The 23,346-nt window shown below is 58.8% G+C and carries 28 protein-coding genes; 19 read left to right on the top strand and 9 right to left on the bottom strand.

What is annotated here, in order from left to right; all coding sequences use genetic code 11:
- The first annotated feature begins 289 nt into the window (after nt 1–289).
- The 7 genes from ACR0ES_RS14780 to ACR0ES_RS14750 all read left to right on the top strand — a co-directional run bounded on the left by ACR0ES_RS14780 (nt 290) and on the right by ACR0ES_RS14750 (nt 6,030).
- Nucleotides 290–1,444, top strand: coding sequence for a phosphoserine transaminase (locus ACR0ES_RS14780; protein WP_480871173.1), 1,155 nt, complete (start codon nt 290–292; stop codon nt 1,442–1,444).
- Between the two features lie 96 nt (nt 1,445–1,540).
- A complete protein-coding gene (gene serA / locus ACR0ES_RS14775; RefSeq protein WP_480774129.1) occupies nt 1,541–3,136 on the top strand; it encodes a phosphoglycerate dehydrogenase in 1,596 nt (531 codons plus the stop codon).
- 121 nt (nt 3,137–3,257) lie between these two features.
- On the top strand, nt 3,258–3,986 hold the full coding sequence (locus ACR0ES_RS14770; protein ID WP_480774128.1) for a metallophosphoesterase family protein: 729 nt from the start codon (nt 3,258–3,260) through the stop codon (nt 3,984–3,986).
- 35 nt (nt 3,987–4,021) lie between these two features.
- Complete coding sequence (gene serB / locus ACR0ES_RS14765) at nt 4,022–4,900, top strand: phosphoserine phosphatase SerB (RefSeq protein ID WP_480774127.1); 879 nt, start codon at nt 4,022–4,024, stop codon at nt 4,898–4,900.
- A 41-nt stretch (nt 4,901–4,941) separates the two neighbouring features.
- Nucleotides 4,942–5,271, top strand: a complete 330-nt coding sequence (locus tag ACR0ES_RS14760; RefSeq protein WP_480484177.1) for an ArsR/SmtB family transcription factor — start codon at nt 4,942–4,944, stop codon at nt 5,269–5,271.
- Nucleotides 5,259–5,687, top strand: a complete 429-nt coding sequence (locus tag ACR0ES_RS14755) for an SRPBCC family protein (RefSeq protein ID WP_480774126.1) — start codon at nt 5,259–5,261, stop codon at nt 5,685–5,687. Before ACR0ES_RS14760 ends, ACR0ES_RS14755 begins: the two co-directional genes overlap by 13 nt.
- 22 nt (nt 5,688–5,709) lie before the next feature.
- Nucleotides 5,710–6,030: a YciI family protein gene (locus ACR0ES_RS14750; RefSeq protein ID WP_267364302.1), complete on the top strand. Its 321-nt coding sequence runs from the start codon at nt 5,710–5,712 to the stop codon at nt 6,028–6,030.
- Between the two features lie 5 nt (nt 6,031–6,035).
- On the opposite strand, the gene ACR0ES_RS14745 is transcribed toward ACR0ES_RS14750, so the two are convergent.
- On the bottom strand, nt 6,036–7,034 hold the full coding sequence (locus tag ACR0ES_RS14745; RefSeq protein WP_480871171.1) for an asparaginase: 999 nt from the start codon (nt 7,032–7,034) through the stop codon (nt 6,036–6,038).
- Nucleotides 7,035–7,213: 179 nt separating this feature from the next.
- On the opposite strand from ACR0ES_RS14745, the gene ACR0ES_RS14740 reads away from it, so the two are divergent.
- The 5 genes from ACR0ES_RS14740 to ACR0ES_RS14720 all read left to right on the top strand — a co-directional run bounded on the left by ACR0ES_RS14740 (nt 7,214) and on the right by ACR0ES_RS14720 (nt 10,756).
- The gene (locus ACR0ES_RS14740; RefSeq protein WP_209505046.1) at nt 7,214–7,750 is read left to right on the top strand and encodes an invasion associated locus B family protein; all 537 of its coding nucleotides are present in this window, start codon (nt 7,214–7,216) and stop codon (nt 7,748–7,750) included.
- Between the two features lie 164 nt (nt 7,751–7,914).
- Nucleotides 7,915–8,082 (top strand): hypothetical protein, encoded by a 168-nt coding sequence (locus ACR0ES_RS14735; RefSeq protein WP_209505044.1) that lies wholly within the window; start codon nt 7,915–7,917, stop codon nt 8,080–8,082.
- Nucleotides 8,083–8,190: 108 nt separating this feature from the next.
- Nucleotides 8,191–8,568 carry a lysozyme inhibitor LprI family protein gene (locus tag ACR0ES_RS14730; protein ID WP_480554986.1) on the top strand — a complete coding sequence of 126 codons (378 nt, stop codon included), beginning with the start codon at nt 8,191–8,193 and terminating at the stop codon, nt 8,566–8,568.
- Between the two features lie 93 nt (nt 8,569–8,661).
- Nucleotides 8,662–9,849: a dual-specificity RNA methyltransferase RlmN gene (rlmN, locus tag ACR0ES_RS14725; RefSeq protein ID WP_480871169.1), complete on the top strand. Its 1,188-nt coding sequence runs from the start codon at nt 8,662–8,664 to the stop codon at nt 9,847–9,849.
- A gap of 286 nt (nt 9,850–10,135) precedes the next feature.
- Entirely contained in the window at nt 10,136–10,756 is a 621-nt protein-coding gene (locus ACR0ES_RS14720) for a cytochrome P460 family protein (RefSeq protein WP_480871167.1), read from the top strand.
- On the opposite strand, the gene ACR0ES_RS14715 is transcribed toward ACR0ES_RS14720, so the two are convergent.
- The 3 genes from ACR0ES_RS14715 to ACR0ES_RS14705 form a co-directional block, all read right to left on the bottom strand.
- Nucleotides 10,753–12,411 (bottom strand): U32 family peptidase, encoded by a 1,659-nt coding sequence (locus tag ACR0ES_RS14715; protein ID WP_480871166.1) that lies wholly within the window; start codon nt 12,409–12,411, stop codon nt 10,753–10,755. The two genes, ACR0ES_RS14720 and ACR0ES_RS14715, sit on opposite strands and share 4 nt — an antisense overlap.
- A gap of 64 nt (nt 12,412–12,475) precedes the next feature.
- The gene (locus ACR0ES_RS14710; protein WP_480484160.1) at nt 12,476–12,814 is read right to left on the bottom strand and encodes a hypothetical protein; all 339 of its coding nucleotides are present in this window, start codon (nt 12,812–12,814) and stop codon (nt 12,476–12,478) included.
- Complete coding sequence (locus tag ACR0ES_RS14705) at nt 12,811–13,731, bottom strand: DnaJ C-terminal domain-containing protein (protein WP_480871165.1); 921 nt, start codon at nt 13,729–13,731, stop codon at nt 12,811–12,813. Before ACR0ES_RS14705 ends, ACR0ES_RS14710 begins: the two co-directional genes overlap by 4 nt.
- Nucleotides 13,732–13,891: 160 nt before the next feature.
- Between ACR0ES_RS14705 and ACR0ES_RS14700 the strand changes: the two genes are divergently transcribed.
- Nucleotides 13,892–14,275, top strand: a complete 384-nt coding sequence (locus ACR0ES_RS14700; RefSeq protein WP_267363718.1) for a hypothetical protein — start codon at nt 13,892–13,894, stop codon at nt 14,273–14,275.
- Here the strand turns inward: ACR0ES_RS14700 and ACR0ES_RS14695 are convergent, their stop codons facing one another.
- The gene (locus ACR0ES_RS14695) at nt 14,276–15,376 is read right to left on the bottom strand and encodes a cystathionine gamma-lyase (protein WP_480871163.1); all 1,101 of its coding nucleotides are present in this window, start codon (nt 15,374–15,376) and stop codon (nt 14,276–14,278) included. It abuts the gene before it with no gap.
- A gap of 3 nt (nt 15,377–15,379) precedes the next feature.
- Complete coding sequence (locus tag ACR0ES_RS14690) at nt 15,380–16,222, bottom strand: LOG family protein (RefSeq protein ID WP_267363716.1); 843 nt, start codon at nt 16,220–16,222, stop codon at nt 15,380–15,382.
- A gap of 79 nt (nt 16,223–16,301) precedes the next feature.
- On the opposite strand from ACR0ES_RS14690, the gene ACR0ES_RS14685 reads away from it, so the two are divergent.
- From ACR0ES_RS14685 to dapD, 3 genes are all read left to right on the top strand, one after another.
- Entirely contained in the window at nt 16,302–17,213 is a 912-nt protein-coding gene (locus ACR0ES_RS14685) for a threonine/serine dehydratase (RefSeq protein WP_480871161.1), read from the top strand.
- Nucleotides 17,214–17,257: 44 nt separating this feature from the next.
- Nucleotides 17,258–17,857 carry a GntR family transcriptional regulator gene (locus ACR0ES_RS14680; RefSeq protein WP_480506459.1) on the top strand — a complete coding sequence of 200 codons (600 nt, stop codon included), beginning with the start codon at nt 17,258–17,260 and terminating at the stop codon, nt 17,855–17,857.
- Nucleotides 17,858–17,966: 109 nt separating this feature from the next.
- Nucleotides 17,967–18,794: a 2,3,4,5-tetrahydropyridine-2,6-dicarboxylate N-succinyltransferase gene (dapD, locus tag ACR0ES_RS14675; RefSeq protein WP_480506458.1), complete on the top strand. Its 828-nt coding sequence runs from the start codon at nt 17,967–17,969 to the stop codon at nt 18,792–18,794.
- A gap of 117 nt (nt 18,795–18,911) precedes the next feature.
- Here the strand turns inward: dapD and ACR0ES_RS14670 are convergent, their stop codons facing one another.
- Both ACR0ES_RS14670 and ACR0ES_RS14665 read right to left on the bottom strand, forming a co-directional pair.
- Complete coding sequence (locus ACR0ES_RS14670) at nt 18,912–19,316, bottom strand: hypothetical protein (RefSeq protein ID WP_480774120.1); 405 nt, start codon at nt 19,314–19,316, stop codon at nt 18,912–18,914.
- Nucleotides 19,317–19,542: 226 nt separating this feature from the next.
- Complete coding sequence (locus ACR0ES_RS14665; RefSeq protein WP_480774119.1) at nt 19,543–19,878, bottom strand: cupin domain-containing protein; 336 nt, start codon at nt 19,876–19,878, stop codon at nt 19,543–19,545.
- Between the two features lie 115 nt (nt 19,879–19,993).
- Between ACR0ES_RS14665 and ACR0ES_RS14660 the strand changes: the two genes are divergently transcribed.
- Complete coding sequence (locus ACR0ES_RS14660) at nt 19,994–20,338, top strand: hypothetical protein (protein WP_209598381.1); 345 nt, start codon at nt 19,994–19,996, stop codon at nt 20,336–20,338.
- Here the strand turns inward: ACR0ES_RS14660 and ACR0ES_RS14655 are convergent.
- A complete protein-coding gene (locus tag ACR0ES_RS14655; RefSeq protein WP_480871159.1) occupies nt 20,335–21,393 on the bottom strand; it encodes a transporter substrate-binding domain-containing protein in 1,059 nt (352 codons plus the stop codon). The genes ACR0ES_RS14660 and ACR0ES_RS14655 overlap by 4 nt on opposite strands.
- A 209-nt stretch (nt 21,394–21,602) precedes the next feature.
- Here ACR0ES_RS14655 and dapE point away from each other — a divergent pair, with 209 nt between their 5' ends.
- Nucleotides 21,603–22,742, top strand: coding sequence for a succinyl-diaminopimelate desuccinylase (dapE, locus tag ACR0ES_RS14650; RefSeq protein WP_480871157.1), 1,140 nt, complete (start codon nt 21,603–21,605; stop codon nt 22,740–22,742).
- A gap of 3 nt (nt 22,743–22,745) precedes the next feature.
- Complete coding sequence (locus tag ACR0ES_RS14645) at nt 22,746–23,321, top strand: TIGR04282 family arsenosugar biosynthesis glycosyltransferase (RefSeq protein WP_480871155.1); 576 nt, start codon at nt 22,746–22,748, stop codon at nt 23,319–23,321.
- The last annotated feature ends 25 nt before the right edge of the window (nt 23,322–23,346 follow it).

Below are 23,346 nucleotides of genomic sequence, written 5' to 3'. Positions count from 1 at the left end.
TCCCCCGTCAACCGCGTCGACAACGCATACGGCGACCGAAACCTCGTCTGCACATGCCCACCCATGGACGCATACGAAGACGCCGCAGAGTAACACAACCCAACCCCGCCGAGATATCGGCGGGGTTTTTCGCCAATCGGAAACGCGTGTTCTGATTTGTGCCCGTTTCAGATGTCGTTTTCACCCGGTAAAGCGTCTTTTCTGCTTGCTGCAGGTGCGAAGGCCCCCTAGGTCTGTCCGTGGGACACCCCTCCCCAACGAGGGGCGTGTATCTGGAAGGGTAATACACATGACGATCGAACAACCGGCGACGCGGCCGGCAAATCCGCGTTTTTCTTCGGGCCCCTGTGCCAAACCCCCCACATTTGACCTGACAAAACTGGCCGATGCCGCATTGGGCCGGTCGCACCGCGCCGCTGTCGGCAAGGATAAGCTGAAGGCGGCCATCGAAGGCACGCGCGAGATTCTGGGCATTCCGGCGGATTACCGCATTGGCATCGTTCCCGCCTCGGACACCGGCGCGGTTGAAATGGCGCTGTGGTCTTTGCTGGGTGCGCGCAAGGTCGAGATGCTGGCCTGGGAAAGCTTTGGGTCCGGCTGGGTGACCGATGTGGTCAAGCAGTTGAAAATCGACGCCGAGGTGAAGACCGCGGATTACGGGCAGATCGTTGATCTGGCCTCGGTCGATTTCGCAAATGACGTGGTGTTCACGTGGAACGGCACAACCTCGGGTGTACGGGTACCCAATGGCGACTGGATTGCCGATGACCGCCAGGGCCTGACGATCTGCGATGCAACCTCGGCGGCCTTTGCGATGGATCTGCCCTGGGACAAGCTGGATGTAACAACCTTCAGCTGGCAGAAAGTGCTGGGCGGCGAAGCGGCCCACGGGATGCTGATCCTCAGCCCGCGCGCCGTTGAACGGCTGGAAAGCTATACCCCCGCATGGCCGCTGCCCAAGATTTTCCGCCTGACCAAGGGCGGCAAACTGATCGAAGGCATCTTTACCGGGGCAACGATCAACACGCCGTCAATGCTGGCGGTCGAAGATTATCTGTTTGCGCTGGACTGGGCGCGATCGGTGGGCGGATTGCAGGGGCTGATCGCGCGTGCGGATGCCAATGCGGGTGCGGTACACGCGTTCTGCGACCAGAACGGCTGGATCGCAAACCTGGCAGAGGATGAGGCGACGCGTTCGAACACATCCGTCTGCCTGAAGTTCACCGATGCCCGTATTCAGGACGGTGCAGCCTTTGCCAAGGCAGTCGCCAAGCGGCTTGAGACCGAGAATATCGCGCTGGATATCGGCGCCTATCGCGACGCGCCAGCAGGTCTGCGCATCTGGTGCGGCGGTACGGTTGAAACCTCGGATATCGAGGCGATGCTGCCCTGGCTGGCCTGGGCCTTTGCGACCGAGATCAAAGCGCAGGCGCAGGCTGCCTGAGTTTCATGTGCCGGGCTGAAGCCCGGCCTACCCCATCACCGATATAGGGCGGGCGTCAGCCCGCCACCCCCTGAAGAATTCAAAGGACCAAGCAAAATGGCTCCCAAAGTACTGGTATCCGACAAGCTCAGCGAAACCGCAGTGCAAATTTTCCGCGACCGTGGCATCGACGTGGATTTCATGCCCGAGCTGGGCAAAGACAAAGACAAGCTGGCCGAGGTGATCGGTCAATATGATGGTCTTGCCATCCGTTCGGCCACCAAGGTCACACCGACCCTGCTGGAAAAAGCCGACAGGCTGAAGGTCATCGGCCGCGCCGGGATCGGCACTGACAATGTCGACAAAGAGGCGGCCTCGAAAAAAGGTGTGATCGTGATGAACACGCCCTTCGGCAACATGATCACAACCGCCGAGCACGCCATCGCGATGATGTTCGCCGTGGCGCGGCAGATCCCCGAGGCCAGCACCTCGACCCATGCGGGCAAGTGGGAAAAGTCCAAGTTCATGGGGATCGAGCTGACGAACAAGACACTGGGCGTGATCGGTGCCGGTAACATTGGTGGCATCGTGTGCGAACGAGCGTTGGGCCTGAAGATGAAAGTCATCGCTTATGATCCTTATCTGGGCGAAGAGAAAGCCTCCAAGATGGGCGTCGAAAAGGTCGAGCTGGACGAACTGCTGGCGCGCGCCGATTTCATCACCCTGCATGTGCCGCTGACAGATCAAACCCGCAACATCCTGAGCCGCGAAAATCTGGCCAAAACCAAAAAGGGTGTACGGATCATCAACTGTGCCCGTGGCGGTCTGGTCGATGAAGTGGCTCTGTCCGAGATGCTGCAATCCGGCCATGTTGCCGGAGCGGCTTTTGACGTGTTCAGCGAGGAACCCGCCAAGGACAACGCATTGTTCAACCTGCCCAACGTGGTCTGCACGCCCCATCTGGGCGCGGCGACGACCGAGGCGCAGGAGAACGTGGCCTTGCAGGTGGCTGAACAGATTTCGAACTACCTGCTGACAGGCGCGGTCGAAAACGCGCTGAACATGCCCAGCGTGACTGCGGAAGAAGCCAAGCTGATGGGGCCGTGGATCAAGCTGGCAGGTCATCTGGGCAGCTTCATCGGCCAGATGACGGACGAGCCGGTCAAGGCGATCAATATCCTCTATGACGGTGTGGCCGCTGAAATGAATCTGGCTGCGCTGAATTGTGCCGTGGTCGCGGGGATCATGAAAAAGTTCAACCCCGAGGTGAACATGGTCTCGGCCCCTGTAGTCGCGAAAGAACGCGGGATCAAAATCTCGACCACCAATCAGGACAAGTCGGGTGTTTTTGATGGCTACATCAAGGTCACGGTCGTAACGGACAAGCGTGAACGGTCGATCGCCGGCACCGTGTTCAGCGATGGCAAGCCGCGCTTTATCCAGATCAAGGGCATCAACATCGATGCCGAGGTCGGCGCTCATATGCTGTACACCACCAACGAAGACGTGCCCGGCATCATCGGCACGCTGGGTCAGACCATGGGTGAGAGCAACGTCAATATCGCCAACTTTACCCTCGGCCGCGCTGAGGCCGGAGGCGAAGCGATTGCACTGCTCTACGTCGACGAACCGGTCCCGGCCGAAGCGCGGGCGAAGCTTGCCGAAACAGGCCTGTTTACACAGATCAAGCCACTGGAATTCGACGTCGCCTGATCGGGGCTGTTGAGTTTGAGGAACAGTTCAGGACCCGGTTATGCGAATATCCGGGTCCTTTGTTCTCTCAAACCATGATCTGAGGCACAAGCAAGCTGAACTTTACCGCCGGAGGCCGTCTATGACGCAGCCAATCTATGTTATTGGTGATCTGCACGGGCAGGTGGCTGAGCTGGAGCGTGCGCTGTCCCTGATCCAAAGCGACGGCGGACCCGATGCTCAGATCGTGTTTCTGGGTGATTACGTGGACCGCGGCCCTGACAGTCGCGGGCTGATCGAACGCCTGATTGAAGGGCGTGATGCGGGTCGGAACTGGATTACTCTGCTGGGCAATCACGACCGCATGTTTGCCTGGTTCATGGAAGACACTCCGCGCCACGATCCGCATTTGTTGGTGGGATACCACTGGTTGCATGACAGGTTGGGCGGGGTCGACACCCTGCGCAGCTATGGGGTGGAATTCGAAGGTCAGATCCGCCTTGAAAACCTGCACAGGATGGCGCAGGCAGCGGTGCCGAAGTCGCACCTGACCTTCCTGCGCGATCTGGTGGTGATGCATCAGACCCCCGAGATTGCCTTTGTTCACGCGGGTATCCGTCCGGGTGTCCCGCTGAATGAACAGCAGGCAAGTGATCTGATCTGGATCAGACAGGACTTCCACGACTACCAAGGCCCGCATCCCAAACTGATCGTTCATGGACACACGCCTGTGGATCAGGCGACGCATTATGGCAACCGGATCAATCTGGACACGGGGGCCGGGTACGGACGCCCGACGGGCGTCGCCGTATTCGAGGGACAGAATTGCTGGGAACTGACCGAACAAGGTCGAACACCATTGACGCCCTGACCGTTCCGCATGGGTATGACACTGGAGATTGGAATATGTACGTCGCCACTTTGCTGACCAACCCGGCTGCACCCTCACTGGACCGCGCCTTGCCAGAATCGCTGCGCAACGCGTGGGGCGGTGGGGATGTCCTGTGGCTCAGCCCGGACGAGGCGGTCGAGTTTGACCTGCGCGACATGCCCGCCAATCGCTGGGACGTTTGGGCAGACTTGCAAGGCATGGGCGTGGACCTGATTGTACAGCCTGCGGCTGGGCGGCGCAAAAAGATGCTGCTGGCCGATATGGACAGCACCATGATCCAGCAGGAATGCATTGACGAACTGGCGGATGAGGCTGGCGTCGGCGAAAGGGTCAAGGACATCACAGCCCGCGCCATGAACGGAGAGCTGGATTTCGAGGGTGCTCTGATCGAACGGGTTGGTCTGCTGAAGGATCTGGATGAAAGCGTCATTGGCAAAGTCCTGCGCGAACGGATCACCCTGATGCCCGGCGGACAGGTGTTGCTGGCAACGATGCGGGCCAACGGTGCCTATGCTGCACTGGTGTCCGGTGGCTTTACCGCCTTCACCGCGCGGGTGGCAGAACTGCTGGGGTTCGATGAAAACCGCGCCAACACTCTGCTGGCCTCAGATGGCAAACTGACGGGCGATGTGGCGCGTCCTATTCTGGGACGTCAGGCCAAGATCGAAGCGCTTGAACAGATCTCGACACGCCTTGGCCTGTCCGAAAGTGACGTGATCGCCGTGGGCGACGGGGCCAATGATCTGGGCATGCTGGGGCGGGCCGGAACCGGGGTTGCGCTTCATGCCAAACCGTCGGTGGCCGCAAAATGCGACGTGCGGGTGAATCACGGCGACCTGACGGCACTGCTTTACCTGCAAGGGTACAGTCGCACGGATTTTGTCGAATCCTGACAGGGCTTTTCATTATTTAACATTTGTGTTAAATAGAGGTCATGAGCACGCTTCTGACCACCTTTTCCGCTTTGTCTGATGCCACCCGGTTCTCGATTGTCGAGCAACTGATGGAGCAGGGCGAACTGCCCGCCGGTGACCTGATCGAAGGGCGTGGAATATCCGGCGCTGCGATCTCGCGACACCTAAAGGTGCTGCGCGAGGCAGGGTTGGTGCAGCAGCGTGTGCGGGGCACCCAACGGATGTACTCCATCCGGCCCGACGGGCTGCGGATGATTGCCGACTGGACCATCTCCAAACGGCAATTCTGGGAGAGCAGCCTGGATCGTCTGAGTGAAGTAATCGAAAGGGAGAATTCATGGCCGACCTGAAACTGGAACGGGACTTCCCCGTCAGCCCAGAAGACCTGTTCGCATGGATCAGCGACGGCAGCCGGTTGTTGCAATGGTGGGGGCCCGAAGGGATGCACGTACCTGATCACAATCTGGATTTCTCGCGCACCGGTCCTTGGTACTCGGTGATGGAGAATGGCGAGGGCCAGCAATACAAGGTCTCGGGCCACGTCACGCATGTCGACCCGCCAAACTCGGTGGGGTTTACCTGGGGCTGGCATGACGATCAGGATCAGCGCGGGGGCGAAAGCCACGTCACCTTTACAGTCACAGCGACAGGCACGGGGTCACGCCTGGTTTTGGACCACCGCGAACTGGCCGATGCCGAAGCCGCCGCGAACCACAATCAGGGCTGGACGTCTTCGCTGCGCAAACTCGAAGCGAAGTGCAAATAAGGTTTCATCAGGGAGGAGCGATATGCCCCAATATTTGTTTGTCTATCACGGGGGACACACCCCGACCGACCCCGCCGAGATCGAGGCGACCATGGCCGCTTGGGGCGCATGGTTTCAGGGTATGGCCGAAGCGTTAGAGATCCCCGGCAACCCGGTCGGACAGTCCTATACGGTCAGCAGCAGCGGGGTTGTCGACAATGGCGGTGCGAACCCGGCTTCGGGCTTTACCGTGATTAAGGCCGACAGCATCGAAGCCGCGACCGAGATGGCCAAGGGTTGTCCGATGGTCGTCAACGGTTCGGGCTCGGTCGAGGTTGCCGAGGTGCACGAGATCGAGATGTAGCGGCCTTAGCCGGGGAAACCCGGCGCAGGTTTGATCACGCCGCATTCCAGCCCCCGGCGGCTGTATTGCGTGGCGTTCATGAATTTGCGGGTGGCCGGGTGATCGGCCTCCAGCACACCAAGGCTCACCAGAATGGCGGCGATGGCACATTCGCTGGCCCGTGTGGTGCCATCGGTGATCTTCAACGCAACGCCCATGCGTTTTTCCGGGATGATGGCCACAAACACCGCCTCGGCCCCGGTCTTGATGGCGACGCGCCCGTTCATGGCGCGCATCAGTTCGGTGCAGGCACGGGTCTCACCGGCAACCAGTTCCGGATGCTTCACCATGGCTGCCACCAACTGAACCGCCGCCTCGCTGGAACGGTCGGACCGATCCGAGGCGCTTGCGAACCACGCCATCGACCGGGCCAGCCCGGCCAGCGACACGGCGAAATTCGGGGCGGAACAGCCGTCAATACCGTAACCGGGGCTGGTTTCGCCTGACGTCTCTTCGATGGCAGACAGGCAGGCCTGCTGCACCGGGTGGTCGATTTCCAGATATTCCGGTCCTGCGCCCATATGCTGACCCAGTGTCAGGAAACCACAATGCTTGCCGGAACAATTGTTGTGGATCTGGCACGGGGTGTCATCCGCCAGAATCAGCCAATCCCGCGCGGCAGTGTCCGCTGGCTCCTGTGGCCCGCAGCGCAAGTCGTGCTCGCTCAGCCCCAGATGATCAAGCCACGCTGTCACGCGGTCGGTATGGATCGCGGCCCCATTGTGGGACGCGCAGGCCAGCGCAAGATGTTCGCTGTTCAATCCGTATTTTGCCGCGGCTCCCGACGTGACCAGCGGAAGCGCCTGAATCATCTTGGCGGATGAGCGCGGATAGATAACCGCCTGCGGGTCGCCCCAGCTGCGCACGATCTGGCCGGTGTCGTCGCAGATGACCGCGTGGCCCAAATGCAGGCTTTCCAGCAAGTTGCCACGCCACAGTTCTGTCATTGCTACGGGCTGCGTCATCTGGACCTCCGAAATTTATGCGCAAAATTCTGCCAATCGCCCTTTCGCCTGTGGCGAAACCTGCGTTAGTGTGTGTATGTCGGCAATCATCGGAATGCGCAACGGAATAGACGGGCCGGAAGGGTTCGCAGCCATGTCCGATGGATTTGAGGTATCGGTCGAGCTAGGAGGCTGGACAAATGGGATCAATGCTCGTTCGTACGATCGCGGGCCTGTGTGTGGCAGGCATCGCCGCAACGTCTGCACTCGCCCAACAGGCGACAAGCACAAACCGGGTTGCTGCAAAAACGGACTGGAGCGTTTTTGTCGAAGATGATCCCACCGAATGCTGGAGCGTTTCGGCCCCCAAGGAAACCGTGAACACCCGGGGCGGGCGCGTCGTATCCGTGCGGCGCAGCGACATCCTGTTGTTTGTGTTCTATCGCCCCAATGCCGAGGTCAAAGGACAAGTGACCTTTACCGGCGGCTATCCGTTTGCACCGGGATCGACGGTGAACCTGAATGTCGACGGGTCCGAGTTTGAGCTGTTCACCGAAGGTGAGTGGGCCTGGCCCGCATCAGATGCAGATGACGCCAAGATCGTCACCGCGCTGAAACGCGGAACCGAGGCTGTTCTGACTGCCCGGTCCGAACGCGGCACACAAACCAAGGACACCTTCTCGCTGCTGGGCTTTACCGCAGCAATCGAAGACGCCGAAAAGCGCTGCACCAAGTAAGCACCCCGACCTAAGCAAATGGTCCCGTCTTTGGCGGGGCTTTTTTTGTTTTTACGCTCCCCTGTACCTTTACGCAGGATCAACCCGTTTACTTGATCCGTATCAATGTGAGCTCTGACGATTTCCGAACTAATCAGTTCAAGAGAAACCAAGGAGTTGCCACCATGCTGAACAAATCTCTTGTCGCGTTGATGATGATATCAGCCATGCTGCTGAGTGCCTGCGAAAACAAGGGCGAGACTTATCCTGTAACCGGCGAACAATGCGGACCGAACGATCCGGTCAAGACCCTGGATGCCGAAGATTGCTATATCCCACCCGCGGGTGTCTGACGCGGAACTGCATTTCCGTTGGTTTAGGGGGCCAACCGGCATCTAAACCTTTCTGGCAAAACATGTTACTCTGGCCTGACCCCAGCTGAATGGATGAATGAGGCGGCCATGCGTCTGATCTTGATCGCGCTGCTTTTGCCAGCCACCGCAACCGCCGACCCGGCGTTGGAATGTTCCGACGCCGGATCACAAGTCGAAATCGGATCCTGCGTCGGAGAGATGGAAGCACGGGTCTCGCGCGCGCTGCAGGTGAGTTTTGATTTGGCGGTACAATCTGCCAAGGAGCTGGACGAGGTCACCGGGCGGATAGTGGCTGAACCTGCCCTCATAGCGGCGCAACAGGCCTGGGAAACCTATCGCGATACGCATTGCACCGCCGTCGGCGCGTCGTTTGGTGGCGGATCGGGTACAGGTATCGCAATCACATCATGCCGGGTGAATTTAGGGCGGGCACGCGTTGAAGAACTGTTGAGTTTTGCCAACTGACTGAAACGATTCCTTTTGATCTTTGCACAGGTTCCTATATAGAGGCGCATCCCAAGCCAGAATCCTTGAAGATACGCCTCAGCAGGTACCACAATGTCGCCCAAAGCGCCGATCACTCAAGACGTCATGACCCTCCCTCGCAAATTGCCCGAGGGGAAGGTGAACCTTGTCGGTCTCACCCGCGACCGTTTGCGCGAGGTCCTGATCGAACATGGTACGCCCGAAAAGCAGGCAAAGATGCGCACCGGTCAGATCTGGCAGTGGATCTATCAATGGGGCGTGCGCGATTTTTCCCAGATGACGAATCTTGCCAAAGCCTACCGTGCGCAACTGGCCGACAACTTTGTGGTCGAGATACCCGAGGTGGTGACCCGACAGGTGTCCGAGGACGGCACCCGCAAATATCTGTGCCGGATCGCGGGCGGGCACGAGGTCGAGGTGGTCTACATCCCCGAAGAAGATCGCGGTACGCTGTGCATATCGTCTCAGGTCGGATGTACGTTGACATGTTCGTTTTGTCATACCGGCACCCAGAAGCTTGTACGTAATTTAACATCTGCCGAAATTGTCGGGCAGATCATGATGGCGCGCGACGATCTTGACGAATGGCCGACCCCCGGTGCGCCAAAGGATGAAACGCGCCTTCTGTCGAACATCGTTCTGATGGGAATGGGCGAGCCGCTTTACAACTTCGAAAACGTCCGCGATGCGATGAAGATCGCGATGGACCCCGAGGGGATTTCCCTGTCGCGCCGCCGCATCACGTTGTCAACCAGCGGAGTGGTGCCCGAGATTGCGCGCACCGCCGAGGAAATCGGCTGTCTGCTGGCGATCTCGTTCCATGCAACCACGGATGAAACCCGCGACGTGCTGGTTCCAATCAATAAACGCTGGAATATCGAGGAGTTGTTGCAGGCGCTGGCCAGCTATCCCAATGCCTCGAACTCCGAGCGGATCACGTTCGAATACGTGATGCTGGACGGTGTGAATGACAGCGACGCGGATGCCCATCGTTTGATCGACCACATCAAGCGTCACAAAATTCCGGCCAAGATCAACCTGATCCCGTTTAACGAATGGCCCGGCGCGCCGTACAAGCGCAGCTCGAACAACCGCATCCGCGCTTTTGCCAACATCATCTATCAGGCAGGCTACGCCTCTCCCATTCGCAAGACACGGGGCGAGGATATCATGGCGGCGTGCGGTCAGTTGAAATCGGCAACCGAACGTGCCCGCAAATCACGCAAACAGATTGAGTCCGAAGCCGGTTTAACCCGGTAGTTTTCCTGTCCGGTTCATCATGGATCGGGTGGTCGTGCTTTGATTGTCCAAGATGACCGCCTGCACGCATGAAGTGTGCCTGTAAACTTAATGTTTCAGATGCTGATTCAATATGCATAATTTGCTATATATTAATGATTCAATGCCGCAGGATGCAGGTTCAAATCGAAGCACAAGGCGGTGAGTTTCCGGGACCTGAGCTGGTAAGAGATCCCAGAGCCGCTAGAATAAGAACTCTGTCGTCACGTGGCGCTCAGGCGAACTGATTTTCAGGTGGGTCGTAATAATGGACTCGTATCTTCGAATAATTCTCCAGCACAAAGCCATTGCGTGCGCGATACTTCTGATTTCTTCAGGACTGGCAACGGCGGATGGTCACAACGCTCACATCGCGATCGAAAACCCGGCAGAGCTAAGCAAGGATGAGGCCGCGGCCCACTACCATTCACTAAGCCGTCGCATGGCACGGGGGTATGCTGCGGCGCAACTGGATCTGGTTCTAAACTACCAAAGCTGGCCGCTTTTCAACGATGCGCCATATATCTCGGCCACACACGGACAGCGTTTCGTAAACACGTATGCCAACCGAATGGCCCATAACTACGGGACATTGCAGCAAGGCGAAGAACTTCCCATGGGATCGGTGCTTGCCAAGGACAGCATGACGGTGACCGATGAAGGTCACATACATCCCGGCGCCATGTTCATAATGGAAAAACTGCCAGAGGGTACCAGCCCGAACACCGCTGACTGGCGTTATATCATGGTGCTGCCAGACGGGTCCTTGTATGGCGATACAATGGGCGCCCGTGCCAGCGAAGTTGCATATTGCCATGTCTGTCACGAACAAGTGGCGGATCGTGACTATACGTTCTTTGTTCCCGAAGAATATCGGGCGGGAAACTAAGCCGGTTCTCCCGGCAGCTTGAGTTCTGTCGCCTCGCGGCGGCTGAGTTGCTCGCCTTGCTTCCGTTTGGACAGTACCTCGCGGGCCAAAGCGTATTTGTCATCCTGCCAGAAGATCAGGCATCCGTTGCAGCCCTTGCCGCAGCATCCTTCCGTACCGATGCGGTTTGTCTTGAACCGGCGTTCGTTACCGTCTGCGCCGATCTTTTCAACCAGATCATCGCGACGGCGTGCATAAGCTGTTGGATTGTCTCGACCGGAGGTTTCCAATCCCTGCACGAGCTTGTCAAAGCGAATGCGGCTCCAGTGTTCGTCGGTCAGGGCGCGTTCCTTGCGCAGCACCGAGTAGACCGGAAAACGGGCGCGCAGGTCGTCGGTATCCTCGTGATCGAACAGGGTGAAAGGCATCCGAACGATGGTTTTTGTGCTGCCATGTACCACGCCCAACCGCGCACCATCATGGGCGCGTTCGAAATCATAAACCCGCAGCAGAACCGTCTCGCGCGAGATGGGCGAGACAAATTCCAGCACATCGCCCGGTTCCAGCTTGTTCTTTACCTCGACCAGAAAGGCATCCTCGGTCACTTCGGTGACGATCCCGGCATATTCCCACTGCGCGATGGACGCCGTGTGCTCGTAATCATGGGCGTAGTTGGTCAGACGCCCCTCGTGGAAGGCCAGCGTATAGCCGCGGTTTCCCACGGTCTCCAACTCGCGCATGTAACGCTTGGGGTCCCAATTCTCGGGGTCCGCGAAATAGTCATCGATGGCCATACGATAGGCCCGCGCGACGATCGCGGCGTAGTATTCCGATTTGCCGCGCCCTTCGACCTTGAGGCTGTCGACTCCGATTTTCAGGTACTCGTCCAGCTTCGGCATGATGCAGAGGTCGCGTGAGTTGAGGATGTATGAGCCGCGATCATCCTCTTCGATGGGCATCAGGTCACCGGGGCGACAGCCTTCTTCCAGCAGAAACTCGAACAAGTCGGCGTTTTCGTCGGTGATACGCAATTCCTGATGCGTGCCATCCTTGAGGCGCAGTTTCAGGCCATAGTTCCAGCGACAGGAATTGGCGCAGTTGCCTTGGTTGGCCCCGCGTTCGGCCATGAAGTTCGACAGCAGGCAGCGGCCCGAATAGGTCATGCACATGGCGCCGTGCACAAAGGCCTCGAGCTTGATATCAGGGCAATTCTCACGGATCTCGACCAGTTCGGGATAGGAAACCTCGCGGGCCAGAACCACCAGCTCGGCCCCCTGATCCTGCCAGAACTTCACCGACAGCCACGAACAGATATTAGCCTGGGTCGAGATGTGCAGCGGCAGTTCGGGCGCGCGCTCGCGGACGTATTGGAACACGCCCGGATCGGCGATGATCAACCCGTCGGGCTGCACCTTGCGCACCGTGTCGATATATTCGTCCAGCTTCGGGATGTCTTTGTTATGCGAGAACAAGTTCAGTGTCAGGTAGGCGCGCCGGCCATGGCTGTGACAGAACTCGACCCCTTCAATCACCTCGTCCAGCGAAAACTCGGACTTGGTGCGCAGCGACATATCTGGCGTGCCCAGATACACGGCGTCTGCCCCATAGAGGATGGCGAGCTTAAGTTTGCGCAGATTGCCCGCAGGCATCAGCAATTCGGATCTGGGCTGGGTCATGGAAGCTACCTGACAAAGGATCAAGGCGGCCTTCTACGCCAAAATCATTGCGCCCAAAACCCTGTTATCTGCGACGGAACCGCGCTGTGCCAATGACCTCGATCAGTTGTTGGCGCACCGGCTCGGGTTGCGCCTCGACTGCGTTCAGAACCTCACGCAGTTCAGCGCGCAGCCCATGCATCTGATCAATCAATGAGATCATCATCGACAGCGCATCGGCCTCCATGTCGTATTGCTCGTGCAACTCGCAAGCCAGTTCCAGCCGGGCAACGTCGATACTGTGATAGACCAGCCCCTGCTCCGATTGTTCAGGGATCACGATTTCGGCCGCAAGATACTCGGTCAGGCGGTCCGAGGTCAGGCGCGAGACGGTTTCGATCAGTTCCTTTTCGGTCAGGGTCATGACGGCATTCCTTTCCGCGGATCGTAGCGGTGCGTTTCGCGCCATGTCTCCATGAACTGCCTGAGATCATCATCGATCTTGTCGGGCATCGAGACAGTCAATTCGATCAGTTGGTCGCCGCGCAGGGACGAGCCGCGTTTCTTCACCCCCTTGCCGCGCAGGCGAAGGGTTTTGCCGCTGCTTGTGCCCGCCGGAACATTGACGTTCACACCGCCATCGATGGTGGGGGCGGCGACTTTCCCGCCCAGAATGGCCTCATCGATGCTGATCGGCAGCGTGATATGGATGTCGTCGCCCTGACGGTCAAACACCGGATGTTTGGCGACCGTGACGGTCACCAACGCATCCCCCGGAGGGCCTTCGCCATAACCCGGAGCACCCTTGCCGCGCAGGCGGATGGTCTGACCTTCGGTTATCCCGGCGGGGATCTTGACCTCGATCCGGTTGCCGTCTGGTAGCGTCAGTTTCTGACTGGCGCCAAACACGGCAACCAGAAAGCTGATTTGCAGGGAATAATTCAGGTTATGCCCCGGCGCATGAAACTCATGCCTTTGCTGGCCGCCAAATCCACCGCGGCCGCGCATGAATTCGGCAAAGATGTCCGACATGTCGTCCGGGTCCGCCTGACGCCCGCGATAGGGGTTTCCAGCGGCCTCGGCATAGTCCCGGTAATAGTGTTGTTGCGGGCGTTCCTGACCCGATGCGTCGATTTCGCCATTGTCGTAACGGGCGCGGGTTTCAGGATCTTTCAGCAAGTCATACGCAGCAGCTGCGGCCTTGAATTTGGCCTCGGCCTTGGCATCGCCGGGTTTCAGGTCCGGGTGGCACTCCTTGGCAATACGTCTGTAGGCTTTCTTGATTTCGTCGGCGCTGGCGTCCTTCGGTACGCCAAGGACGGAATAGGGATCGTCGCTCATCTCACACTCGCGGGTCAGGGACAGGTCTGATCTTGATGAATGTGTTCTACCACGTGTTTTCAACGGGTCAAAAGGAAGAGGCGATTGAATTGTCTCGAAAAAACTCAGAAGCCTGCTAATATCTTCATATTTCTGATTGTAGATTGACGGAGGCCATCCCATGTCGCGCAGAATCAAATCCGCTTTGGCCCTGCTGGCCGGCAATGCCATCGGGTTGTTGCTGGCTTCGCTGATACTGTCCGGTTTCGCGATCAAACCGATCTCATTTATCGTGGTTGTGATTGTTTTCACCGTCGTTCAGGTGATCGCCGAGCCCTTGATACTGAAGCTTGGCGAAAAGAAAGCGCCCGCATTGAAAGGCGGGATCGCCCTGGTCGTGACATTTGTGGGCCTGCTGGTGACCGACCTCATCGCGTCGGGGCTGACAGTTGGTGGTATCTCGAACCTGCTGGCGGCGACGCTGCTTGTCTGGCTGGGAGCGCTGATCGCCAGCGTGGTACTGCCGATCTACGTTTTCAAGGACCTGCGTGCCGCGAAGAAGTAATCACAGCGCGTTCAGGCTGGCCTCGATCGCTTGCCACAGTTCGTCCACCGGTTCGCATCCAACGGACAGTCGGATGAAGGCCGGGTCGACACTATCGCCCCAGCGCGCGCGGCGCTCGGCCGAGCTGTGAACACCACCGAAGGAGGTGGCGGGGCGCAAAAGCGGGCAAGTGTTGATGAAGGCCTCGGCCTTGTCTTCGCTTTCCAAAGTCAAGGATAGCAGAAATCCGAACCGTGCCGTTTGTGCCTGCGCCAGTGTGTGTGATGGATCTTCGGCCAGCCCGGGATAGCGGACCTGCTTGACCGCCGGGTGACCTGCCAACCGTTCCGCTATTACCTGAGCCGAGTTGCACATCCGGTCGAACCGGACATCCAGCGTTTCCAACCCGCGATGCAACAGCCATGCCTCATGCGGTCCGGGGATCGAGCCGGAGACTCTCCGCCATTCCTCGACCCGTTCCATGATGTCACTGTTGCGGCTGGCCACGTGACCCATCAGCATGTCGGAATGCCCGCCCATCGCCTTGGTGTCGGACGACACGACCACGTCGATGCCCAAATCCAACGGGCGCTGACCCAGCGGTGTCATCGTCGTATTGTCGGCAATCGTCACCCCGCCAGCAGACCGCACCTGTTCGGCTATAACTTTCAGGTCAATCATGTCCAGACCGGGGTTCGAAGGGCTTTCGGCGAACACAACGTCAAACTCATCAAAACCACCTGCGGCAAACGCTGTGGTCGGGCGCTCTTCAACTGTCACGCCAAGACGCGAAAGGAATCGGTCCGCCAGCAGACGGGTGACATAGTACCCGTCCGAAGGGATCAGAAGGCGCGACCCGGCTTGCACCGTTGCAAACAGAGCCGCAGAAATCGCGGCCATGCCGGACGGGAAGCTGAGACAAGGCGCGTCTTCCAGATGCGACAAAACATGCTCAAGATGTACCCAGGTGGGGTTATCGACACGGCCATAGGTCGGGTGGCCGTCCGGCGCACCGGGCAGATGGAACATGCTGCTTTGCGTCAGTGGAAGGGCGACGGGTTCGCCTTTTGACAACGCGTTGCCACGCAGGTGGAGCATTTCGCCTGTCTTTGGAGTTTTCATCGCTCAGCGCCCCGGAATTTCGTCGCGGGGCGGGGCGGGTTCCCAGTTCTCGATGATCTCGGCCGCCTCCTGCGCGGTATCGACAAAGCGGAACAGGTCCAGATCCTCGTCCGAGATCGTACCGGCATCCGCCAGTGCGTCCCAGTTGATGACCTTTTCCCAGAACGCGCGGCCAAACAGCAGGAAAGGCACACGATCCATTCTGCCGGTCTGGATCAGGGTCAGGGATTCGAACAGTTCATCCAGCGTCCCAAACCCACCGGGAAAGATGGTGATGGCGCGGGCGCGCATCAGGAAGTGCATTTTGCGGATCGCAAAATAGTGGAAATTAAAGCTGAGATCTGGCGTCACGAAGCTGTTTGGTGCCTGTTCGTGCGGAAGCACGATGTTCAGCCCGATCGAGCACCCGCCTGCTTCGTGTGCACCGCGATTGCCAGCTTCCATCACACCGGGGCCGCCGCCAGTGACGATCACATTCTCGCGGCATCCGGTTTCTTTCGATTTCACGGTCATCAGTCGCGCGAATTCGCGTGCCTCATCATAATATTTCGACAGACCGGCCAGGGTTTCTGTCCGCGCGGTGTGCTTTTGCGAGGGTTCGGGAATGCGGGCGCCGCCGAACATGACGATGGTCGACGTGATCTCCCGCTCGGTCATGATCATTTCGGGTTTCAGCAACTCAAGCTGCAACCGTACAGGGCGCAGCTCGTCCCGGCACAGAAACTCGTCATCCGCGAAAGCCAGACGGTAGGCCGGAGAGCGTGTTTGCGGTGTGTCCGGAACCTCTTTCGCGGTCGAGCGGTCGGTCTGCGCATCGCGAAACGGACTGTGGCGGTCTTCTCTCATCGGTGATCGATCCCTGCTTGCGTGTTTGACAAACAGCTATAGGGTTCGCGGGCAGAGTGCCAGTCACGGAAAGACGAGAATGAATTGGAAAAGTGAAATATCGGCAGCACGGGACCGCATCGCGGGATATGCGCAGGTGACCCCGGTTATGGAAAGCAACATTCCCGGCTATCCGGTTGAACTGAAACTCGAGCACATGCAGCATACCGGCAGTTTCAAGGCGCGGGGTGCGTTCAATACGCTGCTCAGCTCGGATGTGCCGGCTGCGGGTGTGGTCGCCGCATCCGGTGGCAATCATGGTGCGGCGGCGGCCTATGCAGCGCAGACGCTGGGGTATCCTGCAAAAATATTTGTGCCGGAACTGGCGGGCCCGTCCAAGATCGCACTGATCCGGCAAACCGGTGCCGACCTGAGTGTTGCTTCCGGTGAATACGCGAACGCGCTGACCGCAGCGCAAGAGCATGAGGCAACGACGGGTGCAATGCAGATCCATGCTTATGACGCCCCGGCCACGGTGGCGGGGCAAGGGACCTGTTTTGCCGAATGGGACGCCCAGGGCTTGCAGGCGGATACGGTACTGGTCGCTGTTGGCGGCGGCGGGCTGATCGCAGGGGCGCTGGCCTGGTTCGGTGGCGCGCGCAAGGTTGTGGCGGTCGAGCCGGAAACGTCCTGTGCGTTGAATGCTGCGTTGTGCGCTGGTGAGCCGGTTGATGTTTCCGTGTCGGGCATCGCCGCAAACGCGCTGGGCGCGCGGCGGATCGGCGAAATCTGTTTTGAACTGGCGCAGGGTATGAGTTCGGTTCTGGTGTCAGACGATGCCATCGCGGCGGCACAACAGGCGCTTTGGCGCGCGCATCGCATTCTGGTAGAACCTGCCGGCGCGACCGCATTGGCCGCCTTGACCTCGGGTGCGTACCGACCTGAACAGGGTGAACGCGTGGGTGTTCTGGTGTGCGGTGCAAATATCGCGCCGGACCCGTTCGCTGGGTGAATTATCGGGTTGTGGATGTGGATGGTGGATTTTATCTATAATCCATGACTGCAATGATTTCCGACACGATTTACCAAAGCCTCAGCCAGCGGATCATCACCGGAGAGCTGGCAGCCGGTGAAAAGCTACTGCAGGATCATATTGCCCGAACCTTCAATACCAGCCATGTTCCGGTGCGTGAAGCCTTGTTGCGGCTTGAGGCGCATGGATTGGCCCGGCATGAACCACGCAAGGGAATGCGGGTTACGGCGCTGGACCCGGCAGAGGTTCGGGAGGTGATCGAAATGCGCGTGGCGTTGGAAACGCTGGCGTTGCAGCAATCGATGCAAAACATGTCTCCGGTCGCGTTGGAAAAGATCGAAAACGCACGCATCGCCTGTGACGAGGCGCAGTCGATGCCGCAATGGGAGGCTCTGAACAGAACGTTCCATCGCGCCATTCTGACGCCTTGCGGGCTGCCTCGGCTTTTGCATGCAATCGACGATCTGCATATCGCAAGCGCGCGCCATCTGTTCGCGCAATGGCGGTTTAAATGGGTGCAACGGGCTGACACGGATCATGCGGCCATTGTGCGGGCTTTGAAGCGCAAGGAAATGGCCACAGCAACGGCGATCCTGACCCGCCATATTCGGCGCGCAAGCTGATGACCCTCTGCTTCAGACGCAATTGGGCCCGTCTACGTCGCATTGCGCCATGGGTCCGGCTTGCGTATAGGCCAAATCAACGTGAACAGATTCTGTAGGGAGACACCCCATGTCCAACGCGCAACTGGAAGCCGCCATCGAAGCCGCCTGGGAGGCACGCGAGACAATCACGCCCGCCACAACTGGCGAGCAGCGCGAGGCGATCGAGGATACGCTGAATGCGCTGGACAGTGGCTCGCTGCGCGTGGCGGAAAAGCTGGAAACCGGTGACTGGCACGTAAATCAATGGGCCAAAAAGGCGGTTCTGCTGGGCTTCCGTATCAAGGACATGGAAATCCAGCCGGGCGGTCCGCAGGACGGCGGCTGGTGGGACAAGGTGGACAGCAAGTTCGCCGGTTGGGGTGAAAACCAGTGGCGATCTGCCGGGTTCCGCGCGGTTCCAAACTGCGTGGTTCGCAAGTCGGCATTTATTGCACCGGGCGTGGTGCTAATGCCGTCTTTCGTGAACCTTGGGGCCTACGTTGACGAAGGCACGATGGTTGATACCTGGGCCACTGTCGGGTCCTGCGCGCAGATCGGCAAGAATGTGCACCTGTCGGGCGGCGTTGGTATTGGCGGAGTGCTTGAGCCGATGCAGGCTGGCCCCACCATCATTGAAGACAATTGCTTTATCGGCGCGCGCTCGGAAGTGGTCGAGGGATGTATCGTCCGCGAAGGCTCGGTTCTGGGGATGGGCGTGTTCATTGGTAAGTCCACTAAGATCGTGGACCGCGAAACCGGAGAAGTCATGTATGGCGAGGTTCCGCCCTATTCGGTTGTGGTCGCGGGTTCCATGCCGTCGAAGAACAACGTCAGCCTCTATTGCGCTGTGATCGTGAAGCGGGTCGACGAAAAGACCCGCTCGAAAACGGGCATCAACGAATTGCTGCGGGACTGATCGTTCTGGGAATGTCATAAGGCCGGAGCAGTTACGCTCCGGCCTTATTTGTTCTTTGGGTCAGGTCGGCTAAGGCAGATACCAAGCTTGTGGTCCTAGCCTGCCTTGAAGTGCTGCTTAGCGGCTCTCACCCTGCATGGCTTCCACTTCTGTGCTTCCTGCATTGGTTTCCGCACCACCGCCTTCGGCCTCGCCGCCGCCATCGGCTTCACTGCCACCTCCGGATTCACCATCGCCGCCGGATTCGCCTCCGCTTTCGGCCTCACTACCGCCTTCGGAATCGCTACCGCCCTCGGTGTCACTGCCACCTTCGGCCTCACCATCGCTGCCGGATTCACCTCCGCCTTCGGTCTGCGCGCCGCCTTCGGCCTCGCCGCCACCGGTGGTTTCGCCGCCTTCACCGCCCGCTTCTTGGGCATAAGCAGCATCACTTGTTACAAAGGACAGAATTGCAACAGCCGGTATACCGGAAAGTACAATCACGCTTGCTGTTGTTGTCATCAATCTGGACAGAACACTCATCTCAACTCTCCTTTGAAAATGACTTATGCAGTACCCGCAGCGTAGGGCCGGCATCGACGCTTAGTTGTGAATTGCTGGCGTCGTGTCCCGGCTAGCGGGAATTGGCCCAAAATGAAGAGGAAGACTGGCGCAAAAGTGCCGGATTCAACTCAACAGCTTTTCAGGCCGGAGGCCTTCAATCAATGAGGGAGGCCGAGACTCGCGTTCACTGAGTCTCTCACCCAGCTTATCCCTTGATCGGATATCGGTCCGGTTCCTCGAAAACATCTATGACCCGTGTGCCAGCCTTGATTTTGCCGCCATGTTCCACGCCTGATGGGATCGAATAACTGTCGCCCGAGCGGTAGGTCCGGGTCTGCCCGTCGATGGTCAATTCAATCTCACCCTCCACCACTATGCCCCATTGGGCTTTGTGAGAATGTAAGGGCAATTCGAAATCCTGAAGAAACGTAAAGAACGCCACCAATCCTGCATCCGACCGGATCACGGCCGTTTGCACCACGTCGTCGGGGAACGGTACGTCGAGGCTGGGAAAACTCGCTATGAAATCTGGGTAGGGCATGAAGACGTCCTTTGTATTCGGGATCGGTTTATTCCGGGTACTATGGGGGCAAGGCGGGGCTCCTGCAATTGTTGGCTGCTTGACCGCGAACCGGCGCGGGGCTATGGCCCGGTGCATGGAGAAGCAAAAGAAACCCTCGCGTCAGCAAGTCTATACCCTTCTGGTCCAGATTGGCCGCAAGGAGGGCGACGGGCTGCCCGATGGGGCGACCGGCGCGGCGCTGATGTGCTATGCCAGCGGCGTGGATGAGGCCGAGGCCGTGCGTGAGACGGTCGCGATCCTGAAGCAGGCCGACACCGCACCGCTGGATGTCACCGGATACGGCACATTGGCCGAACGTGAAGCGCAAGGTCACGATATCGAGGCGGACGAACGTGCGCTGATGCAAAGAGCATTGGATGAAAACGCAGTGATCGTCGCGCAGATGACACCGTTTTTCGGAGACGAGGCGCAGGCCTAGTTCCGCGATCCGAACCACTTGCGATAGATTTCGTCATAGGTTCCGTCTTCGCGCAAGCCAAGCAATGCCTGGTTTACATCCTCGACCAGTGGTGATCCGGTCGGGAAAGCGATGCCGTAGTTTTCGCGCAGGAAAACACCACCTGTCATCGACGCAATGCGCCGCCCTTCATGGGCCGCAAAATAGGACAGGATCGGCGCGTCGAATACGACGGCATCCAGATCTTCGGCCTTGAAAGCGTCCAGCATCTCATTCAGCCCCGGATAGCTGGTAAACTCGATCTCGCGCCGGTTCAGAAAACTTGCCGCAGTCGACCCTGATATTGTCCCGACAGTCTTGCCGTACAGGTCGTTCACCGAATTCACGCTGCCGGTAATGGCGTCCACGGTCATGACCGAGGTGATGCGGGCGGTGAACACCGAAACGATGAACAAGGATGACACCACCAGCACGACACCCAACATTCGACCGAACGGAGTGCGTGGCATTCGCTCTTCGAAGCCGCCATTCACAACCAAGTTCAGCGCCCACCAGAACGATGGGAACCACGCTTCGTTCAAGTCGCGGTCGAAATAGGGTTGGGCGCGGCGTTCAAAGCTCCACATCAACATGCCGCCACCGAGGAGAATGGCAAAGGCCAGCCCTATGGCGATGAACAGTTCTTTCGAGAGCAGGGCCTGCAACAGCGATGGTTTTCGTACCGCGTCCGAGGGTACCATGATCTGAAGACCCGCTTCGAAGATCGGCTGAGAGAAATCCATTTGCGTTTCACGCAGGGCGGTGATCGAGATATTGGCGATGGCAAGGTCTGCAGATCCGCTCTGCACGGCACCCAACATGTCAGAAAACGCCTCGACGCGGTTGACCGTGTGGTCCCAGTTCAGAGCCTCGGCCAAAGCCGCCAGCAAATCCATAGAGAAGCCGGTTTCGTCGCCATCCTCGACATAGGAAAATGGCGGGCGGGTCACGGTTGTGACCGAAAGGGACTGTGCCAGGCTTTGCTGTGCGATGACGGCGAAAGTCAGGCAGATCAGTGCGAAGAAGGCGCGCTTCATATTCAATTCACCTGTTTCGCGGCCCTGTAACGCGAATTTGTGGCGGGCGGCAAGGTGGTCGCAGGGTAAAGTGTCATGTTTTATTGGGGTGTCGCTTTGATATCTAAATATTCGGATGACCGTTTTTTTACGGATTGGGGTTGGAAAACCGGCCAAATCGTTGAATCTGTGCGCGAACCCGCGTCAGACACAGTTCCAGAGGCACCCGCATGATTGATCCCGTCCAATTGACAGCCGAACTGATCCGTTGCCCTTCGGTCACACCCTCAGAAGGCGGAGCACTTGTTTTGCTTGAGGCGGTGCTGTCGGAGGCAGGTTTCGAATGCACGCGCGTTGATCGCGGCGGCATCAGCAACCTTTTCGCGCGTTGGGGGCAGAAAGGTCATGCGCGCAGTTTCGGATTCAATGGTCACACGGACGTCGTCCCTGTCGGCGACGAAGCTGCCTGGACTGCGCCGCCCTTCGGGGCCGAAGTGCGGGATGGTGTGATGTATGGGCGCGGCACCACCGATATGAAATCCGGAGTTGCGGCTTTTGCGGCTGCCGCAATGGATTTCGTGCGTGACACCCCTCCGGATGGGGCAATTGTCCTGACAATTACCGGTGATGAGGAAGGCGATGCGTTGGACGGCACCACTGCGCTTCTCGATTACATGGAAGGCGCGGGTGAGCGTATGTCGGTCTGTCTGGTAGGAGAGCCAACATGCCCGAACAAAATGGGTGAGATGATCAAGATCGGTCGCCGGGGCTCAATGACTGCGTGGTTTAAGATTACAGGTGTGCAGGGGCATTCGGCTTATCCCCATCGGGCCAAAAACCCGCTGCCCGCAATGGCGCGGCTGATGGACCGGCTTGCCAGCCATGAACTGGATCAGGGCACGGACCATTTCGACGCCTCCACGCTGGCTGTTGTCACCATCGACACTGGAAACGCCGCGACCAACGTGATCCCGGCGCAATGCAGCGGCGCGGTCAACATCCGCTTTAACGATCTGCATTCCGGAGCCAGCCTGAGTGACTGGTTGCAGTCAGAAGCGGATCTGGTGGCAGCTCAGTACGGTGTCGAAATCGGTGTCACGATCAGTATTTCGGGTGAAAGTTTTCTGACCCCGCCGGGGCCTTTGTCGGATCTGGTGGCCAAAGCGGTCGAAGCCGAAACCGGCGTTACGCCTGAGCTGTCGACAACCGGCGGCACCTCGGACGCGCGCTTTGTCAAAGACCATTGCCCGGTGGTGGAGTTCGGCTTGGTCGGGCGCACGATGCATCAGGTGGACGAGTGTGTTGAGGTTGCGCAGATCGAGCAGCTCAAATCGATCTATACCCGTATCCTGACGGATTATTTCGCCTGATCCATGCAACGCACATTGGTGATCATGGTCAAGGAACCCAGACCGGGTCGTGTCAAGACGCGGCTGGCGCGCGATATCGGCATGGTTGGTGCCGCGTGGTGGTTTCGGCATCAGACCCGCGCCTTGATCCGCAGGCTACGTGATCCCCGTTGGCAGATTGTGCTGGCCGTGTCGCCCGATGCGGAGGGCCTTGTAAGCCGCGTCTGGCCCGTTGACCTGCCACGCGCGCCGCAGGGGTCCGGCGACCTGGGTGGCCGGATGAAGCGGATGTTGCGCGGAATGCCCAAGGGGCCGGTTTGCCTGATTGGTGCGGATATTCCGGGTATTTCGCGTGCACATATTGCCCGTGCATTTGGTGCGCTTGGGCGATCCCAGATGGTGTTCGGCCCCGCGCCGGATGGCGGCTATTGGCTGGTCGGTGCGCAGCGCTATGGCGCGCTGCCCGCAGGTCTGTTCCACGATGTGCGTTGGTCGACAGAACATGCTTTGGCTGACACACTTGCCTCAATCCCAAACTGCCGTGTGACCCTGCTGGACCAGCTGCGCGATGTGGATACGGTTGCTGATCTGAAACCCTGAGGTTTTTTGGTCATGACGCGGTCGC

It is taken from the genome of Ruegeria sp. N7 (assembly GCF_056531345.1).
This window is presented reverse-complemented; position numbering and strand designations above follow the sequence as displayed.

Excerpts from the sequence above, each read along its gene's own strand:
- ACR0ES_RS14660 (WP_209598381.1), top strand. The coding sequence starts at position 19,994 with ATGGAGAAGCAAAAGAAACCCTCGCGTCAGCAAGTCTATACCCTTCTG.
- ACR0ES_RS14685 (WP_480871161.1), top strand. The coding sequence starts at position 16,302 with ATGAATTGGAAAAGTGAAATATCGGCAGCACGGGACCGCATCGCGGGA.
- ACR0ES_RS14780 (WP_480871173.1), top strand. The coding sequence starts at position 290 with ATGACGATCGAACAACCGGCGACGCGGCCGGCAAATCCGCGTTTTTCT.
- ACR0ES_RS14680 (WP_480506459.1), top strand. The coding sequence starts at position 17,258 with ATGACTGCAATGATTTCCGACACGATTTACCAAAGCCTCAGCCAGCGG.
- ACR0ES_RS14730 (WP_480554986.1), top strand. The coding sequence starts at position 8,191 with ATGCGTCTGATCTTGATCGCGCTGCTTTTGCCAGCCACCGCAACCGCC.
- ACR0ES_RS14745 (WP_480871171.1), bottom strand. The coding sequence starts at position 7,034 with ATGACGCAGCCCGTAGCAATGACAGAACTGTGGCGTGGCAACTTGCTG.
- serA (WP_480774129.1), top strand. The coding sequence starts at position 1,541 with ATGGCTCCCAAAGTACTGGTATCCGACAAGCTCAGCGAAACCGCAGTG.
- serB (WP_480774127.1), top strand. The coding sequence starts at position 4,022 with ATGTACGTCGCCACTTTGCTGACCAACCCGGCTGCACCCTCACTGGAC.
- ACR0ES_RS14740 (WP_209505046.1), top strand. The coding sequence starts at position 7,214 with ATGGGATCAATGCTCGTTCGTACGATCGCGGGCCTGTGTGTGGCAGGC.
- ACR0ES_RS14735 (WP_209505044.1), top strand. The coding sequence starts at position 7,915 with ATGCTGAACAAATCTCTTGTCGCGTTGATGATGATATCAGCCATGCTG.
- ACR0ES_RS14750 (WP_267364302.1), top strand. The coding sequence starts at position 5,710 with ATGCCCCAATATTTGTTTGTCTATCACGGGGGACACACCCCGACCGAC.
- ACR0ES_RS14770 (WP_480774128.1), top strand. The coding sequence starts at position 3,258 with ATGACGCAGCCAATCTATGTTATTGGTGATCTGCACGGGCAGGTGGCT.
- ACR0ES_RS14760 (WP_480484177.1), top strand. The coding sequence starts at position 4,942 with ATGAGCACGCTTCTGACCACCTTTTCCGCTTTGTCTGATGCCACCCGG.
- ACR0ES_RS14710 (WP_480484160.1), bottom strand. The coding sequence starts at position 12,814 with ATGACCCTGACCGAAAAGGAACTGATCGAAACCGTCTCGCGCCTGACC.
- ACR0ES_RS14715 (WP_480871166.1), bottom strand. The coding sequence starts at position 12,411 with ATGACCCAGCCCAGATCCGAATTGCTGATGCCTGCGGGCAATCTGCGC.
- ACR0ES_RS14755 (WP_480774126.1), top strand. The coding sequence starts at position 5,259 with ATGGCCGACCTGAAACTGGAACGGGACTTCCCCGTCAGCCCAGAAGAC.
- ACR0ES_RS14655 (WP_480871159.1), bottom strand. The coding sequence starts at position 21,393 with ATGAAGCGCGCCTTCTTCGCACTGATCTGCCTGACTTTCGCCGTCATC.
- ACR0ES_RS14695 (WP_480871163.1), bottom strand. The coding sequence starts at position 15,376 with ATGAAAACTCCAAAGACAGGCGAAATGCTCCACCTGCGTGGCAACGCG.
- dapD (WP_480506458.1), top strand. The coding sequence starts at position 17,967 with ATGTCCAACGCGCAACTGGAAGCCGCCATCGAAGCCGCCTGGGAGGCA.
- ACR0ES_RS14720 (WP_480871167.1), top strand. The coding sequence starts at position 10,136 with ATGGACTCGTATCTTCGAATAATTCTCCAGCACAAAGCCATTGCGTGC.
- ACR0ES_RS14665 (WP_480774119.1), bottom strand. The coding sequence starts at position 19,878 with ATGCCCTACCCAGATTTCATAGCGAGTTTTCCCAGCCTCGACGTACCG.
- ACR0ES_RS14705 (WP_480871165.1), bottom strand. The coding sequence starts at position 13,731 with ATGAGCGACGATCCCTATTCCGTCCTTGGCGTACCGAAGGACGCCAGC.
- dapE (WP_480871157.1), top strand. The coding sequence starts at position 21,603 with ATGATTGATCCCGTCCAATTGACAGCCGAACTGATCCGTTGCCCTTCG.
- ACR0ES_RS14670 (WP_480774120.1), bottom strand. The coding sequence starts at position 19,316 with ATGAGTGTTCTGTCCAGATTGATGACAACAACAGCAAGCGTGATTGTA.
- rlmN (WP_480871169.1), top strand. The coding sequence starts at position 8,662 with ATGTCGCCCAAAGCGCCGATCACTCAAGACGTCATGACCCTCCCTCGC.
- ACR0ES_RS14690 (WP_267363716.1), bottom strand. The coding sequence starts at position 16,222 with ATGAGAGAAGACCGCCACAGTCCGTTTCGCGATGCGCAGACCGACCGC.
- ACR0ES_RS14700 (WP_267363718.1), top strand. The coding sequence starts at position 13,892 with ATGTCGCGCAGAATCAAATCCGCTTTGGCCCTGCTGGCCGGCAATGCC.
- ACR0ES_RS14645 (WP_480871155.1), top strand. The coding sequence starts at position 22,746 with ATGCAACGCACATTGGTGATCATGGTCAAGGAACCCAGACCGGGTCGT.